Consider the following 16,248-nt stretch of genomic DNA (forward strand, 5'->3'; position numbering starts at 1 on the left):
TAATCGACTGAGTGGTGGCAACCTTCGGGGGAGGCAGGAGCGGTCAGCCTCAAGGACTAGCAGGTCCGGCACGAGGCGGAGAGCGAGCTCGGCGAGGCTGTCCCTACCTAAAAGAGGGCCTCTTCCATACCGGTCATGAGTACCTTCGCAAGGTAGGCGCCGTAGCGGCTCTTGCCCATGTTCGCGGCCAGATCGGCGAGCTGGTTGCGGCCGATATAGCCCATGCGGAAAGCGACTTCCTCCGGGCAGGCGATCTTGACGCTCTGGCGCTTTTCCAGGGTGCCGACGAACTCGGCGGCATCGAGCAGGCTTTCGGGCGTCCCCGTATCGAGCCAGGCGAACCCGCGCCCCAGCAGCTCGACCGAGAGCTGCCCGCGTTCCAGATAGACACGGTTGACGTCGGTTATTTCGAGCTCGCCGCGCGCGGACGGCTTGAGGTTGGCGGCGATGTCCACGACCTGCTCGTCGTAGAAATAGAGCCCGGTGACTGCCCAGTCCGACTTGGGGCGCTGCGGTTTTTCCTCGATCGAGACCGCCCGCATGTCCCTGTCGAACTCCACGACGCCATAGCGCTCGGGGTCGGCGACCTGATAGGCGAAAACCGTAGCTCCGGACTTTCGGCGGGCCGCCGACTGCAGGCTGGTGGACAGCCCGTTGCCGTAGAAGATGTTGTCCCCGAGCACGAGAGCCGAAGGCTCACCTGCGACGAAATCGGCGCCTATGATGAACGCCTCGGCCAATCCGTTGGGACGCGGCTGCACCGCATAGCTCAGCGATATTCCCCAGTTCGAGCCGTCCCCGAGCAGGTCCATGAAGGCATCCTGATCCTTCGGTGTGGTGATGACGAGGATGTCGCTGATGCCGGCCAGCATCAGCGTGGTCAGCGGATAGTAGATCATCGGCTTGTCATAGACCGGCATCAGCTGCTTCGAGACTGCCCGGGTGATGGGATGAAGACGGGTGCCGTTGCCGCCGGCCAGAATGATGCCCTTCATTTACGCGTCCTCTTCCAGCAGTGTGTCGGCGGCAATGAGCCACCGCACGACGGTGTTCGTCGATTGGTGCCAGTCGGGGAGGTACACTCCGTGGACCCGGCCGAGTTTGGCGTTGGACAGGATGGAGTTCGCCGGGCGGTGTGCGGCGGTCGGATAGTCGGATGACGCGATGCGCTCGATCGCGGCGCCGGGACCGCCATGACGGCCCGCGGCCGCAACGATCTCGGCAGCGAAATCGGCCCAGCTCGCGATGCCAGCGCCGGTCATGTGGAAGGTGCCGCGCAGGTCCTCCTCCCGTGGGCGTTGCAGCAGGTTGCGCGCGACGGCAAGGACGCCGTCGGCAAGATCGAGGGCGGAGGTCGGCGAACCCACCTGGTCGCATACGACCCGCAACGTCGGGCGGTCCTTTGCCAGCCGCAGCATGGTCTTGAGGAAGTTCCTGCCGAATGGCGAATAGACCCATGCCGTCCGTAGAATAGCGTGGTTTGCGGTTGTCGCCCGAACCACCCGTTCGCCGGCCAGCTTCGATGCGCCATAGACGCCGAGCGGAAGCGGCGGGTCGTCTTCGTCGTACGGTTCGCTCTTGGTGCCTTCGAACACGTAGTCGGTGGAGATGTGGATGAGGGGGATACCCAGGGCCGCGACCGATTGCGCCACGGCCGCGGCGCCCTCCCGGTTGACGGCGTAGGCGAGGTCCGGCTCGCTCTCGGCCCTATCGACGCCGGTATAGGCGGCGGCCGAAATCACCAGATCCGGCGCGACGGCCTGCAGGCACCGGTACACCGTTTCGGGCTGCGTCAGGTCAAGATCCGGCCGGCCGCAGGGTATGATCGCCATGTCATGCGGCGCGCGTTCACTGAGCGCCATCGCCAGTTGCCCCTGTCGTCCGGTGACTGCGATCCGCATCACGGCACCGCCACCAGCGACGGCTGGGACAACAATCCGAGGCGCTGCCGGTCGTAGCGGACCCTCAGGGGATCCCACCACCAGCTGTTGCCCAGATACCATTCCACCGTGCGCTCGATGCCGCTGTCGAAGCTCTCCTCCGCCCGCCAGCCGAGTTCCGTCTCGAGCTTGGTGGCATCGATGGCGTAGCGCGCATCGTGCCCCGGGCGGTTGGCGACGAAGGTGATGCGCTCGCTGTGGGACCGGCCGTTGGGGGCCAGCGCGTCGAGCACGTCGCAGATCCTGCGGACGACGTCGATGTTGCGCCGCTCGTTGCGCCCGCCGATATTGTAGGTTTCTCCGACGCGCCCCCGCTCGATGACCATGTCGAGCGCGCGGACATGATCGTCGACGAACAGCCAGTCGCGCACGTTCTCGCCGCGCCCGTAGACCGGCAGCGCCCGTCCTTCCATTGCGTTGAGGATGGTCAGGGGGATGAGCTTTTCGGGAAACTGGTAGGGCCCGTAGTTGTTCGAGCAGTTGGAAACGATAATCGGCAGGCCGTAGGTGCGCGCCCAGGCCCGCGCGAGATGGTCGGAAGCCGCCTTGCTGGCGGAATAGGGGGAGCTCGGATCGTAGGCCGTCCGCTCCGAGAAAAGGCCATCTGCGCCAAGCGAGCCGTAGACCTCGTCGGTTGAAACATGAAGGACCCGGAACTGCTCCTGCTCGGCCGGCGTGAGCCCCGCATGGTATTCGCGTGCGACGTCCAGCAGCACGAAGGTGCCGAGGACGTTGGTACGCAAGAAGTCCTCGGCATGAGAGATCGAACGGTCCACATGGCTTTCGGCGGCCAGGTGCATGACGCGCTGCGGCCGAAAGCTCTCGAACGCTGCCGCCATGGCGGACCGGTCCCCGATGTCGGCCTTGAGGAAACGATAGTTGCGACGCCCCCTGACGCTCGCGAGGGATGCGAGGTTCCCCGCATAGGTCAGCTTGTCGACGTTGAGCACCTCGTAGCCCTGCTCGAGAACGAGCCGGCGGACCAGTGCCGAACCGATGAACCCCGCGCCGCCGGTGATGAGGACACGCATCATCCACGCTCCATCGCGGCGTCGAGGGAAGTGACCAGCTCCCGCAGGCGCGGATGCCTGCGGTCCTTGGGCGAAAGCAGGCCGGAATCGGCGATGCTGGGCCAGGCGATGCCGATATCGGGGTCGTCCCAGGCGGCGCCCGCATCGTGGGAGGGACTGTAGTATTGCGTGACCTTGTAGCTGACGAGGGTATCGGGCGTCAGCGTGCAGAAGCCGTGCAGGAATCCCGGCGGCACCCAGAGCTGGTTGCCGGCCTCGGCTGTCAATGTCAGGCCGAGCCACCTGCCGTAGCTCGGCGAGCCCTCGCGGATGTCGACGGCGACATCGAAGATGGCGCCCGAAAGGCAGCGCACCAGCTTGCCCTGTTCAAAGGGGGCCGTCTGGAAATGCAGGCCCCGCACCGTGCCCGGCGCCCGGCTGAGCGACTGGTTCTCCTGCACGAAGGTTACCCGCGCCACCTCGTCCCGGAACCATCGGTCGCGGAACGTTTCGGAAAAGTACCCCCGGTCGTCCACGTGCCTGTCTGGGGTGATTTCGACGACCCCCGCGAGGGGCAAGGCATTCGCTTTCATGACCATTACTCCCTCAATGGGTGACCCCGGCCAGCTGCGTATCCGGCAAGCTCGTCCGTGCCGGCCTCACCGACGTTGCCGGGCGGCGCGCCTCCGCCCGCGACAGGTAGTCGGCGTGGCGCAGGGCCAGAGCCAGAAGCGTAAAAGTGGGATTTGCGCTCCCCGCCGACGGGAACACCGCCGCGCTCATGACGCTGAGATTGGGGATGTCGTGGCAGACCAGATCGGGGTCGACGATGGAGCTGGTCGCGTCTGTCCCCATGCGGGCGGTCCCCGACGGATGGGCGTAGTCCACCGCCACCTCGGCAATGCTGCCGTCCGGGTCCCGGCAGGGCGCGATCCAGTCCAGCGGCATCCGTCGATCGAGCTCATGGCGCGACCAGTAGCCGGCGAGCCTCCGTGCGGCGGCGCGCAGCGTCCGCTCGTCCGCCTTCATCGGCCGCCAAGCCACCCGTGCTCTCGGCAGCCCAAGCGCGTCGCGTTGCGCGCTCAAGGTTATCATATTGCGCTCGTCGGGAACCTGTTCGGCGCAGATCTCGAGGTGTATCGGCACCTCGGGCGACAGAAACAACTGGTGCCTTGCGTAGTGCCACCATGCCAAGCGCGCCATCGAGGGCAATTGGCGGGCGATTCCGGACGCGTGACCGATGCCGAAGTCGCCCGTCTGCAAGCTGCGCGCCGCCGTTTTGATGGAGTCGAGCGCGGTATCCGCGAAATCCATGGTGAAATAGGCGAAGGCGCCGGCCACCCGCTCGCGGCCTTGTACCGCCGGTGTCAGCTCAAGGTGCAGGCTGCGCCTCGTTCCTTTGTGGAACCTGTAGGCGCAGAACCGGTTGCTGAACACCGTATCCCGGCGTGACACGCGCGCGACGCGCACATTGATGTGGTCCTGCAGGTAGCGGCCGAGGGCAGGGGCGCGCGCAAAGGCGTTGTCACCGGTTTTGGCCTTGATCCAGAGCAGCAACCGGGTAGCTTCGATGGTTCCCGCCGCGAGCACGAAGCGATCGGCGCGAACGGTCAGTTCGCGCCCGACGCTGTTGCGCGCGATAACGCTCGAGAGCCTCCCGCTTTCGCTGTCCGGCTCGAAGTCGCAGACCGTGGCATGGAGCCAGATCTCGACGTTCGATGCGGCGCGCAGCTCGGCGCCGAGAACGTGCGCCAGGTTGCAATTGCGCAGCTTCGGCCATTTGGCCATGCGCGCGGTAAAGTCGGGATCGTTGCGCGGCACGATGGCGTCCTTGTCGAGATCGGCGAGCGCCGCCTCGTCGTAGGAACCGCCGTCGATCCCGAACATGTTTTCGATTTCGCCGTGATATCTCTGAAGGTCCTCTATCGCGAACGGCCACTCGGGCAGTTCCGGCACGCGGTTGCGCGTTTCACCGATCGATATCGGCAGCATGCGACCGCCCCATCGCGTGGAGCTCCCGCCGAGGCCCCGATAGTGGCCGGTCATGGCGCGGGTGTAGCGACCGGAAACGTCCTCCAGTCGATTGAGCTCGTGCACCAACTGATCGAAAGCCCTGCCGCCGCTTTCCAGGACGATGACGCGCTGTCCCGACCTCGCCAGCCGTCTGGCTGCGGTCAGGCCCGCCATGCCGGCCCCGATGACGCAGACTGAAGCCTGGAGCGAAGTAGGGGCTTCGGCATGACTCAAAAGGTCGAACACGGCCATGTGGCCCTCCGTCGATACCTGCCCCCCGCCAGCGAGGCGTTGCGCCCTCAGGACAAGAGCATGGAGCTTCCGCCGCCGCTGTCGCGATAGACGGCCGCCGCTTCCGTTCGGTTGTGCGTGCCAAGCTTGGTGATGATGTTGTGCAGGTGGATCTTGACGGTGTGCTCCGACAGGTTGAGGTCGGAGGCGATGGATTTGTTCTGCAACCCGCGCGACACCATCGCCAGAACCTGCCGTTCTCTCTTGGTCAGATAGCTGAGGCAGTCGGGGCCGGGCTTGATTGACGGACGGGGCGGAGCGGGCGTGACTTCGGCCGGGCTCGGAAAGGTTTGCTCGTCCTGCACCAGGTGCCTCGGGTAGTAGTCTCCGCCCCGCATCATCAGCGCGATGATCGGGGTGAGCTGGTCGAGCTTGGCCTGCATCGGCAATACGCCGCGGATGATCTTCGAGGTCTGGAGCTGGCGGATTGTCTCGGCATCGAGCGGGTGAACCCCGGCCATCACCGCAACCAGCGCCAGGGGATGGAACCGCAAGACCTCTCCCGCGCGCCGCTCGATGTCCGACAAGTGCTGGGGCGCGAGCACCACCAGCGCAAGCATGTCTCGGTAGGATGGGGCGATTGCCGCGACGCTGTCGCACACCGCGATCGTCGCCCAGGGCAATTCCCGCTCGATGGCGTATCGAAGCCTGTCCGGAATATCCTCGCCGCAGGTGACGAACAGGATCGTTCGCTCGCGGTTCGTCTGCAGATTGCGCGAGAAGGTGGTTCGTATCTGGCTGCCGCTGAAATGACGCATCTGGCCTGTCCTTCTCTTCGATCCTGCCCGAGTGGCTTGCTCGCCGGTTACCGCCTCCCCTGATGGATAGGTACCTCCAGCGCCTGAAAAGTAGCTCCCCGGGTCTAGACCTGCCAACTGAGCAGATCGAATTACTACCGAAGTGACTAGATCGAATTAGCACTATCCGGTGCCGACTGCTTCTGTTCCCTTGGGCGCGATACGGTGGAGAAACGCATGTCTTTAGAAGCGGGCAGAACCACTTTCGCAATACTTGGGGTGCCGGTTGATCTGGTACGCCTTGAAGCTGTGCTCGACCTCGTAGATCGCGCCGCCGTCAGCCAGCAGCCGATGATGATTTCGACCGTCAATGCCAACTTCCTGGCCGCCAGCCAGCGCAGCGAAACGTTCCGCACCTCCCTCGTCGAAAGCGACCTCTGCACGGCAGACGGCGTAGGCGTTTTGCTGCTGTGCCGGCTGCTGGGCATCAATGCCCTCAGCCGTGTTTCGGGCGCCGATATTCTCGAGCGTCTCTGCGCCCGGACGGAAACGCGGATAGGCCGGCCGTTGCGCGTGTTCTTCTTCGGTGGCGAGGCGGGTGTTGCGGAAGCCGCGCGTCGCCGAGTCAACGCAATCGCCTCGCGGGCGGTGCAATGTGTGGGATCGATCAGCCCCGGCTTCGGCACGATGGAAGAGCTAAGCCGGCCCGAATGGATCGAGGAGATCAACGACGCGCATCCGGACCTCCTGGTCCTCGCCCTCGGCGCGGAGCGCGGGCAGGCCTGGCTGCTCCATAACGCGGAGCGCCTGAGGGTGCCCGTGCGGACCCACCTCGGGGCCGCCATCAACTTCCTCACCGGCAAGATCCGCAGAGCGCCGCCGCTTTACCAGCAGCTGGGGTTGGAATGGCTCTGGCGCATCACCCAGGAGCCGCGCCTGACGCGCCGCTATTATGACGATGCCATGCTGCTGGCTCAGCTGGTGGCAGGCAAGGTCCTCCCCCTGGCTGCGATGCAGGCACTGGACCGGATCGTCGCCCGACCTGCCGCCGGCCGCCTGCGGGTGTCGGTCGCGACCGTTTTCGGCAACTACGTCATTTCCCTTGACGGCTGCGCGACGGGCGATTGCGTCAAGGCGCTGGCCGCCCCTTTCGCGGCTGCCGTGGAGGCGGCCTCTCCGGTGGCGCTCGATCTGCGCAACCTTGCAAGCATCGACATCGCCGGCATCGGATCCATCATGCGATTGCGCCGCGACCTCGCGCGAACCGGGCGTGAACTGCGGCTCGTCCACATGCGGCCGCGCATCCGGCGCCGGTTGCAACTCGATGCGGCAGGCTGGCTGATATGAGCGGCAGCTCGGAACCCGCGATGCCGGCGCTGAGCGTCGTCATCCCCCATCTCAACGAGCCGGTGGCCCTGCACCGGTGCCTGACGGCGCTCGATGCTCAGCGCCAGGATCGCGTCGATTTCGAGATCATCGTGGCCGACAACGGTTCGACGCAGAGCCCTGCCGCCATCTGCACGCTGTTTTCCGGCACGCGCCTCATCGTGGAGACCACGCCGGGACCGGGACCGGCGCGCAATCGCGGCGCCGCCGTCGCCCGCGGCAGCATCCTGGCTTTCATCGATGCCGACTGCGTTGCGCAGCCGGGGTGGGTTCGCGTCATATCCGGTTATTTCGAGCACAATCCGGAAACGGATTTCATCGGCGGCTCCATCGGCGTGCTTCCCGCCGGCGACGGGTTCACAGCCGTCGAAGCCTATGAAGCTGTTTTCAGCTACCGCACCGCCTTGCTCGTCCAGCGCCAGAGGTTCGCGCCGACCGGCAACATGGCCGTCCGGCGGGAGAGCTTCCTCAAGGTCGGTCCGTTCGCCGGCATCGCGCGGCACGAAGATCGCGTCTGGGGGCACAAGGCGGTCGGCATGGGCCTCAAACTGGATTATGTGCCGGCGGCCCGGGTGCTCACCGGTGGCAGCGCCAGCTTCAAGGCCCTGGCCCGGCGCACCGACATCCACGTCGCCCATGACTTTGCCGATATGCCTCCAGGTGTCGGCGCCCGCGCCCGCTGGGCGATGCTGGCGCTGGTCATTGCGGCGTCACCGCTCGTGCAGATCGCCGCCATCATGCGTTCGCCGGAGGTCTCGCGCCTGCGCGAGCGGCTGGGCGCCGCCCGCTGTCTCATCGGCATCCGGCTCCATCGCGCATGGCGCATGATCGCCTTGCTCTTCCATGACTGGAGCGGCCGGCAACTCGACGGGTGGAACAGGTCCGCGCCCATCGACGAGCCGGCGGAGCGCTGAATGCACGCTTTGGAAAGGCTCACCGTCGTCATTGTCACCTACAACAGCGCAGACGTGCTCGTCAGTCTGCTCGACAGCCTGCGCGCCGCCATCGTTCCCGGCGCGGATGTCGTCATCGCCGACAACCAATCCCGGGACGGTAGCCCGGCGATAGCCAAGGCCCATCCACTCGGCCCCAGGGTCATCGCCATGGGGCGCAACGCCGGCTACTCGGCGGCCATCAATGCCGCCATGGATCTGGTGCCGTCCGAGAACGCTGTGCTCGTCCTCAACCCCGATCTTGAGCTACAGCCGGACGCCGTGAATGCGATGATGCGGCGGCTCAAGGGCATCACCGGGATCGTGGTGCCCCGCCTCGTCGACCCGGAGGGGCAGCTTTACCATTCGATCCGGCGCGAGCCCTCGCTTCTCACGGCCTGGAGCGAAGCGCTGCTCGGTGGCGAGGTCGCCTCCCAGCTCGGCCTCGGCGAAGTCGTCGCCGAACGTCGGCGCTACGAGCGCGCAGGGCCGGTCGTATGCGCCAGCGGCGCGGCCCTGCTGATTTCGCCGGCCCTGCGCGCGCGGATCGGGCCGTGGAACGAGGGGTTCTTCCTCTACAGCGAGGAAGTCGACTACATGCGCCGCGCGCGCGACCTCGGCTTCGATATCGTCTATGAGCCTGCGGCCGTCGCTAGCCACGTCGGCGGCGAATCCAACAGCGATCCGGACCTCTTTGCGCTGCTGACCGCCAACCGGATCCGCTACTACCGGTCCTGCCACGGCCCCGTAAGCGCTGCTCTCTTTCAGCTGGCGGTGGTGACCGGACTGGTATTGCGGCTCGGGCAGGGGACTATCCACAACCGGGCGCTGCGCGCGGCGCTGACCCTCTCGCAGGGTCGCTTCGCCCCGCGCCCGCAATAATAGCGGCTTACTGGACCATGGCGCGGAGGCGGCGCCGGATGAACTGCACGAGATATTTCACCCGTTCGCCGCCCTGGCGGCCGCTCAACCGGATGATGGCCGCCTTGGCCGTCCGGCGAACCAGCCTTCGCGCCGAGCGCAGCGGCCGATCGATCCAGCAGTCGATGGCCAGCTCCGGCCCGCTCGGCTCGGGAAGCGTCGCGAGCCCGGTGAACTGCGCGAGATAGGCGCCGGCCGAAACGCGCCGGCCTTGCACGCGATTGCTGACATTGGTGTCGTGGATCACCTGCAGCCAGGCGGGTGCCCCGCCGATGGTGGCCTGAGGTATCAATCGGCCGAGTTCGTTGTGCGCGGCGGCCCAGCAGGTGAGGGGAACGTCCCATGTCTCGAGCACGCTGCAGAACGCATTGTCCGGGTCGCGCTGCAGATAGAGCCGCTGCTCGGATTTGATGAGCCCGAACTCGAAATAGAGCGCACAGCGCTCCTGCCGACGCCGGTAGTTCGCCAGCCGCTCGACGAAGTCGATGGAGAGGCCGTCGTCGTTGTCGATGTTCGTCGTCAACAACTCGTCGGCCGGCTGCCCGACCACGGCCCGGATGTCGGCGACCCGCTCCGCGTCCGAGACGGCCGTGCGGAAGAACGGCTGTATCGGCGCCAGGGTCTGCCAGGCAAGGATGCGGTCGCGCAGCCATGAGGGGCTTTCCGTGTCGAAATAGATGATCCAGTGGAAGTTTCGCTCGGTCTGGGCGCGCAGCGACGGCAGGCAGTAGCTCTCGAACAGTTCCACCCGCCGCTGCAACCATTTCGGCCGCGCGCGAATGAGGCTTTCGACCCCGGCACTCGGCATGTTGAAGCGTGTGAGGAACACATGGTTGCGGCTGGGTTTGCCGGTGAGGGCATGAGGGGTCACGGCTTGCCTCCTCCCTGCGATAGCCGCCGCCGTACCGGCACCGCCGCGCCGCTGCGGTGCCTTGTGGTCGGAGTGCCCTCGCCGATCAAGCCTTGAGGCTCCGCATCGCGCGGCTGGTCGAGAAACCAGCCGCCGGCACCCAGCAGCAGGAAGAGGAGCACGTAGGTCGCACCCCACAGATGCACGGCCCAGCCGATGAGGAAGAACGCCGTCAGCGTGATCAGATAGGCTGCGCGATACCGTCCAAGTTCCGGGTCCGGCAGCCGCTTGAACATCACGCCGAAGTAGACCGCGGCGAAAGCGACATAGATGAAAAACCCGGCCGGCATGCCGTGGCGGAGTGGCAGGATCAGCCAGAACATGTCAAAGCTGGTGCTCATGTAGGACGGCCGTTCCCACTCCCCGAAACCCACGCCGAACAGCGGGTGGTTCATGATGGAGGCTGTTCCGTAGTCCCAGATCAGGAACCGGTACCAGGCCGATTCCTGGCTGAAGGTGAGCCGGGAAATATAGAACTGTATGGGCGACTGGTTCGACGCGAGATCGATGCCGAGGTAAGCGAGGCCGGCCAGCGCCCAGATCAGGTGCCAGCGGTAGGGATTGGAGCGCAGCAGCCGGTCCCAGGCGATGAGGGCGATCTGCATCACCAGGATCCCCAGGGGCCCTGAGGACAACGAACACCCCGTCGCCACGCAGACGATGCCGCTGCGCAGCCAGCGGAGGCCAATCCCGTCCCTCATGCCCAGCCCCATGTGGACGAGCGCCAGCATGCTGCCGGCGAAGAGGCCGAAGAGGATCGGGTGTTCGAAGATCACCATGGCCCGCGTCATGCCGGCGCGCATGTCGGTCACCGTGTCCGGCTGGTAGGTGGGCAGGACGGACGAGAAGATCGCGCGGGCCACGTTCACGCCTGTGGTCATTTCGATGAAGGCGAAGGGCGTCAGGCAGGCGATGATGATGAACGTCGTCCGGATCATCTGCACGAACTGCCGCGCCGACCGGACGTAGCAGCGGGCGACCAGGTAGGCGCCGAACGTTTCGAGGAACAGCACGCCGCCTGCTTCCAGCGCCACGCCTTCGTCATGCACCACCCACAGCGCAAGCGCGGACCACAGGCAGAAGCAGAGAACCGCGATATCCGCAATGCGCACCCGTCCGGCCCGCCCGCTGAACCACATGACGAGGCAGGGGCCCGTGATCGCGAGGAGGAAGAGGCGGTATATCGAAAGGACCAGCGGCCCGACTGGGATCAGCCAGGGAATGGCAAGGGAGATCAGCAGCAGGGTTACGGGAAGGCAGGACTCGTTCGGCGCGGCACTTGCATGCCCGTTCCGGCCCCGCAGGCCTCGTGGATACGGATGTAGCGCCTCTGATGTCATGGTCCATCCATGATCGGTTCGCGGCCGTCCGCCCGAACATCCCCGGCAGGCCGGAAACCGTCACTAGATCGATTGGACTAAAGCCCGTTGTTGGTGACCTGTTCTTCCACCGCTAATCTCGGCCGGTGCGCAATCGCTCGTGTTGATGGGGGAGCGTCACCGGATGCCCAAGATGCGACATCAGATCGCTTCCCTGCTTCTGCGCGCCCGCCGCAGCGGCTTGCGGCCCCCCGAGTCGATGCGGTGGGTGGCGCACAAGCTTATGCAATCGCTGCTCTCTGCTCAGTCTCCGGTCGACCCCTGGACGACGACGCTGGTGGGTGGCCAGCCGCTCGGACCGATGCCGGCCGCGCTCGCGGTTCCTGCGAGCCCGATAGCGCCGCAAACTGGCGCCGGCTGCGCGCGGCGGGTGAAATGCCTCATCGTCACGGGCATCCTCGATGCCGGCGGCAGCGACGAAGTGGTCGCGTTCCTGGCCCGTCACCTACCGCACTTCGGCATCGACACCATGGTTGGCCATACGGGCGCCATTGTCGCCGGATCGACGACCGGCGGAAGAGTGCCGCGCCTGCTTGCCTCCGAAGGCATAGAGGTTGCCGAGGTGCGCGAAGAGGATGCCGAGCTTCTCCTCGAGAAGTGGCGTCCCGACGTTATCAGCGCCCACGTCCCGCCGCCCTGCTGGCTGCGCGCGGCGCGGCGCCGTGGCGTTCCGTTCATCGAAACCCTGCATGGCATGCACGGTCTCTACGGCGCGGGCCGCACGGCGGAGGAAAGCCGCAGCGAGCACGTCTGGGGGTTCGTCGCGGTCAGCAACCTCGTGCGCAGGCAATACCTCGAAATGAACCCGAGGCTGGCCGGCGATCGGATAAGCACCGTTCCCAACAGCGTCGATCTCGACCGCATGCGCCTTCCCAGCCGCGCCTCCGCCCGCCGATGGCTGAACCTCAGCAACAACGACTTTCTCTTCGTCTCCCACTCCCGCCTGGCGCTGCAGAAGAACAGCTATGCCCTCGTCGACGCCTTCGGCGAATTTGCCGCGATCAACCCGCGGGTTCATCTGCTTCTTGCCGGCCGGTGCGACGATGTCGCCTACGCCCGCCAGGTGCTGGACCTGCGCGACAGCCTGCCGTGCGGCGACCGGATACACCTGCGCGATCACGTTGGCTGGCCCGGCGCAATCCTGGCGGCGGCCGATGCCTTCGTTCTCGCGAGCTTCTTCGAAGGCTGGTCCCTGGCATCGATGGAGGCCCTCTGCGCCGGCCTACCCGTGATCATGAGCGACGTCGGCGGCGCAAGGGAACAGATCGGCGAAGCCCGGCGCGGCATTCTCATCGACAATCCGCTGGGCAATCCGATGGCGGTCGACTGGGACAGGATCCGGAGTGTTCTCTACACGCCTCAGGCCAACCGGCGGCAGTTGCTGGACGCATTCGAGGACATCTACGAAGACCGGGCGGACTGGTCGGATCGGCGCGAGAGCCTGCGGCGGGAATCCCTCGAAAGATTCCACCCCGACAGCTCCCTTGCCGGGCACGCGAGACTGCTGCGTTGCGCGGCGGAAGAGAGCCACGGGCTCCGGTCTAACAAAGGACTGGTCGATCTCGGCCAGGGTCGGTAGCTGGAATGTCTTACGCTCCCGCCACTCTATCGCTGCCCCTCGTTTCGGTGATCATCCCCGCCTTCAATCGCGCCGCTACCATCCGGGCGGCAATCGAAAGCGTACTGCGACAGACCTATGCGAACGTCGAGGTGATCGTCGTCGACGACTGCTCGGGCGACGATACGGTGGGTGCAGTACGGGCACTGAGTGACACCCGTCTTCGTCTCATATCGACGCCGCGCAACCTCGGCAGCAGCAGCGCACGCAATCAGGGCGTGGCAGTCTCGCGCGGTCGCTGGATCGCTTTCCAGGACAGCGACGACGAATGGCTGCCGACCAAGCTCGAAAAACAGATGGCCCGGCTCCTGGCGCCGGGGAGCAGCGACATCGCCGGCTATTGCGGGCTGCTCACCGTCAGCGCCATCGATTGTCGGCCAGGCGAGCGCTCATCGCCTCACTATACGCCCGGTTCCTCGATCGTCGGTGTGGAGCGCGGACTGGGCGATGCGCTGCTCGAGCGCAACTTCGTCAGCACGCAGACCCTCGTCGTCAGCCGCGAGGCCCTCGACGCGGTGGGCGGGTTCGACGAGACGCTGCTCGCCGTCGAGGACTGGGATCTGGCCCTGCGTCTCGCCCGACACGGATCTTTCGCCTTCATCGATGAACCGCTGGTGCTGCAGAAATTCTCCGCCAACAGCCTCTCGCGCGATAACCGCAAGCTTTTGCTGGCACAGCAGCAAGTGCTGGCGAAGCACGCTGACCTCTTCGCCCGGCACCCGGACGTGCTGGCGCGGCACTATTATCTGCTGGCGGGCGGTTGCCGCAGGCTTGGTGATCTGCCAGGCGCCCGTGCCTATCTCGGCAAGGCGCTGGGCCTGCGCCCGATAGATCCCCGCTTTCTGGCGATGGCGGGTCTCGTCGCCCTGAGAGGTTTCGCGTCCTCCGCCGTTCATCCGGCTTCGCGGCTCGGTCTCTTCAGGAGGCGGCGCGCCATTTCGCCGAGGCCCGGGCGTAGCGAGCGATAGGCGATCTCCGGAAGGCTTGCTGCTAGCGTGCGGCGTTTGCGCGTCCGCCAACCCTGGGGCTGCTGAGGCCAGCCCAGTTGGTCGAGACCGGATTCCAGCGCATCGATATCGAACAACATGGTTTGCCGCCCGCCGAAGGTTCGGCCGCTGAAGGGAATGAAGCGGGCATCAACGCCGCTGATGACGTTGCACAGAACCTGCGTCGGGGCGGGCCTGCCCTCGTAGCGAGGATCTCCGAGCTCGATTAGCGTCGCGCCCTCCTGCATGAACACCGCGTTGTGCAAAGCCGAACCGGAAAAGCCGGCCAGCACCGTACAGTGACGATAAAGGCCGATCTGGTGAAGAAAGGGCAGGGTCTCCGGATAGACGATCTCGAACCCGCGGTTCCGGAACGCGTCCTCGACCAGCACCTCGTTGGCCATCACTCGGTCGAAGTTGCGGCGGCTGAACTGCCGTCGCGACAGATAGAGACGTTCCGGCTGATCCGCCCGGCGCGCAGCATCGGTGTTGATCTGCTGGTAGACCCATCGCAGCCGGGGATCGACCGAGTGGTTGAGGCGCAGCAGCCGTTCGGGGACCGTCAGGTGCGCGCAGCACAGCACCTCGTCCGGGACGAGCCGGACCTGCTCCGGCGCGATGCCGAAGCGGGCGAGGCAGTGATGAGTGTATTCGGGCCGCGCGGAGCCGAACACGAATGGATGGAACAGCACATAGTCGAAGCTCGCAATGTCGAGCCCCGCGAAGATCCAGAAGGTCGACAGCGTCTCGGTGACGAAGTGGCCGTAGTGGCCGCCCATGAAATGACCGAGATAGAGGCCGCGCCCGGCGATCGCCCGGGGAGAGGTCCGCACCGTCGCCCGTTCCGGATTGCGGGTGCGCATCAGGTCGCCATGATGGCCGCCGAACCGTTCGGAGAGTGCGACCCTGCTCCCGTCGGCACGATAGACGCAGCCGCTGAGATCGCCCGGCACGCCGCTGATATGGGTGGGCGTGACCAGTGCGCCCTTGACGATTTCGAAGGAGCGCGAGAAGCCGTTCAATTTCTCGGCCCTATGGATGGCGCGGCGACATCATGCGCCGGGCCGAGGCCAGCCGCCGCCATGCGGTGGGGCCGATGGCCCGCTTGGTGGAAAGTTTCAGGAATGGCAGGGACCATTCGATGCCAGGATCGATCTGGCGCGCATAAGCGGTGATCTCCTGGCATGCCGCCATCTCGCCGGCGTTGAAGGCGATGTGGGCCATGCGCAACGCCTCCTGTCCCAGGGCGCGGTCGAAGCGGAGCTGCACCGCATGACTGCGGGCCGCTGCCGCCTTGCAGTTGAGGATGAAGGCTTCGATGGCCGCTTCCCGCTGCCGCAGCTCGGGCAGCGCGGCATCGGCCGTCCACAGAGACATGTTGGCGGCGTGCCGGCGGTAGACGGCCTGGTCCGCATTGACGAAGGCGACCCGTCCGAGCGCGGCCAGCCGCAGCCACATCTCCATGTCGCCCGAGTGGTGGAGCTCGGGCCTGTAGTGTCCTGCCGCCTTCTGCATCGCCGTGCGCACCACGGCCGTGGGCGTCGGCACGATATTGCTCGCCCCCGACAGCTCGATGAAGCGGATACCCTCGAGGACAGTATCGGCGCGAGCTTTGGGCAGGGGGCGGATAGGGGTTGCGTGGCCGTCGATGTCCAGCAGCTGCGCATTGCCGAAGCAGAACGCTATGGCCCCATCGGCGGCGATATGGCCTGCGGCACGCGCCAGCGCGCCGGGCAGCAGATAGTCGTCCGCCGAGAGCAGCAGGAAGCAATCCGCCTCCGCCCAGTCCATGCCTTCGTTGTAGGTCGCGATGTGTCCGCGATTGCTGGCGTGCACCAGGGTCGTCACCCGCGGATCGCCGAGCGCAATATCCCGGGCGATCTCACCCGAACCGTCCGGCGATGCATCGTCAATGATCAGTACCCGGACGGCGACGTCCGCCTGCTCCAGCATGCTCTGCACGCACTCGCGCAGGAACCGTCCATAGCAATAACAGGGAATGACGACGTCGACGGTGGGAAGCACAGCCTGCTCCTGCTTGTCGGGCCGGCGCATTCGACCCGCAGGTCTCGAATACCGGCACACATGCGGAGAGCACATAGACCGTAGGGTTTAGTCGGCCGGC

General features: G+C 65.9%; 15 protein-coding genes. 5 read left to right on the plus strand and 10 right to left on the minus strand.

Features of this window, described 5'->3' with window-relative positions:
- Window positions 1-107: 107 nt before the first annotated feature.
- Genes rfbA through VE25_RS11385 form a run of 6 tightly spaced genes read right to left on the minus strand, consistent with a single transcriptional unit; the run spans window position 108 to window position 6,012 of the window.
- Window positions 108-995: a glucose-1-phosphate thymidylyltransferase RfbA gene (gene rfbA, locus VE25_RS11360; protein WP_046108730.1), complete on the minus strand. Its 888-nt coding sequence runs from the start codon at window positions 993-995 to the stop codon at window positions 108-110.
- On the minus strand, window positions 996-1,901 hold the full coding sequence (gene rfbD / locus VE25_RS11365; RefSeq protein WP_046108731.1) for a dTDP-4-dehydrorhamnose reductase: 906 nt from the start codon (window positions 1,899-1,901) through the stop codon (window positions 996-998).
- Entirely contained in the window at window positions 1,901-2,971 is a 1,071-nt protein-coding gene (gene rfbB / locus VE25_RS11370; RefSeq protein WP_046108767.1) for a dTDP-glucose 4,6-dehydratase, read from the minus strand. Before rfbB ends, rfbD begins: the two co-directional genes overlap by 1 nt.
- A complete protein-coding gene (gene rfbC, locus VE25_RS11375) occupies window positions 2,971-3,543 on the minus strand; it encodes a dTDP-4-dehydrorhamnose 3,5-epimerase (protein ID WP_046108768.1) in 573 nt (190 codons plus the stop codon). The genes rfbB and rfbC overlap by 1 nt, the downstream gene beginning before the upstream one ends.
- A 13-nt stretch (window positions 3,544-3,556) precedes the next feature.
- Window positions 3,557-5,215, minus strand: a complete 1,659-nt coding sequence (locus VE25_RS11380) for an FAD-dependent oxidoreductase (protein WP_046108732.1) — start codon at window positions 5,213-5,215, stop codon at window positions 3,557-3,559.
- A 47-nt stretch (window positions 5,216-5,262) separates the two neighbouring features.
- Window positions 5,263-6,012 carry a helix-turn-helix transcriptional regulator gene (locus VE25_RS11385; RefSeq protein ID WP_052731902.1) on the minus strand — a complete coding sequence of 250 codons (750 nt, stop codon included), beginning with the start codon at window positions 6,010-6,012 and terminating at the stop codon, window positions 5,263-5,265.
- 216 nt (window positions 6,013-6,228) lie between these two features.
- On the opposite strand from VE25_RS11385, the gene VE25_RS11390 reads away from it, so the two are divergent.
- Genes VE25_RS11390 through VE25_RS11400 form a run of 3 tightly spaced genes read left to right on the plus strand, consistent with a single transcriptional unit; the run spans window position 6,229 to window position 9,191 of the window.
- Complete coding sequence (locus tag VE25_RS11390) at window positions 6,229-7,338, plus strand: WecB/TagA/CpsF family glycosyltransferase (protein ID WP_046108733.1); 1,110 nt, start codon at window positions 6,229-6,231, stop codon at window positions 7,336-7,338.
- Window positions 7,335-8,291 (plus strand): glycosyltransferase family 2 protein, encoded by a 957-nt coding sequence (locus VE25_RS11395; protein ID WP_046108734.1) that lies wholly within the window; start codon window positions 7,335-7,337, stop codon window positions 8,289-8,291. Before VE25_RS11390 ends, VE25_RS11395 begins: the two co-directional genes overlap by 4 nt.
- A complete protein-coding gene (locus VE25_RS11400) occupies window positions 8,292-9,191 on the plus strand; it encodes a glycosyltransferase family 2 protein (RefSeq protein ID WP_046108735.1) in 900 nt (299 codons plus the stop codon).
- A gap of 7 nt (window positions 9,192-9,198) precedes the next feature.
- On the opposite strand, the gene VE25_RS11405 is transcribed toward VE25_RS11400, so the two are convergent.
- Together VE25_RS11405 and VE25_RS11410 are read right to left on the minus strand one after the other, a co-directional pair.
- On the minus strand, window positions 9,199-10,101 hold the full coding sequence (locus tag VE25_RS11405; RefSeq protein WP_052731904.1) for a glycosyltransferase: 903 nt from the start codon (window positions 10,099-10,101) through the stop codon (window positions 9,199-9,201).
- Window positions 10,098-11,480, minus strand: coding sequence for an O-antigen ligase family protein (locus VE25_RS11410; RefSeq protein ID WP_052731905.1), 1,383 nt, complete (start codon window positions 11,478-11,480; stop codon window positions 10,098-10,100). Before VE25_RS11410 ends, VE25_RS11405 begins: the two co-directional genes overlap by 4 nt.
- Before the next feature lie 163 nt (window positions 11,481-11,643).
- On the opposite strand from VE25_RS11410, the gene VE25_RS11415 reads away from it, so the two are divergent.
- Window positions 11,644-13,098 (plus strand): glycosyltransferase family 4 protein, encoded by a 1,455-nt coding sequence (locus VE25_RS11415; RefSeq protein ID WP_052731906.1) that lies wholly within the window; start codon window positions 11,644-11,646, stop codon window positions 13,096-13,098.
- A gap of 5 nt (window positions 13,099-13,103) precedes the next feature.
- Window positions 13,104-14,105 (plus strand): glycosyltransferase family 2 protein, encoded by a 1,002-nt coding sequence (locus tag VE25_RS11420; protein WP_052731907.1) that lies wholly within the window; start codon window positions 13,104-13,106, stop codon window positions 14,103-14,105.
- On the opposite strand, the gene VE25_RS11425 is transcribed toward VE25_RS11420, so the two are convergent.
- On the minus strand, window positions 14,030-15,145 hold the full coding sequence (locus VE25_RS11425; RefSeq protein WP_046108736.1) for a glycosyltransferase family 61 protein: 1,116 nt from the start codon (window positions 15,143-15,145) through the stop codon (window positions 14,030-14,032). The genes VE25_RS11420 and VE25_RS11425 overlap by 76 nt on opposite strands.
- 10 nt (window positions 15,146-15,155) lie before the next feature.
- A complete protein-coding gene (locus VE25_RS11430) occupies window positions 15,156-16,148 on the minus strand; it encodes a glycosyltransferase family 2 protein (protein WP_244466907.1) in 993 nt (330 codons plus the stop codon).
- Window positions 16,149-16,248: the final 100 nt, after the last annotated feature.

It is taken from the genome of Devosia geojensis (assembly GCF_000969415.1).
Lineage (GTDB): Bacteria > Pseudomonadota > Alphaproteobacteria > Rhizobiales > Devosiaceae > Devosia > Devosia geojensis.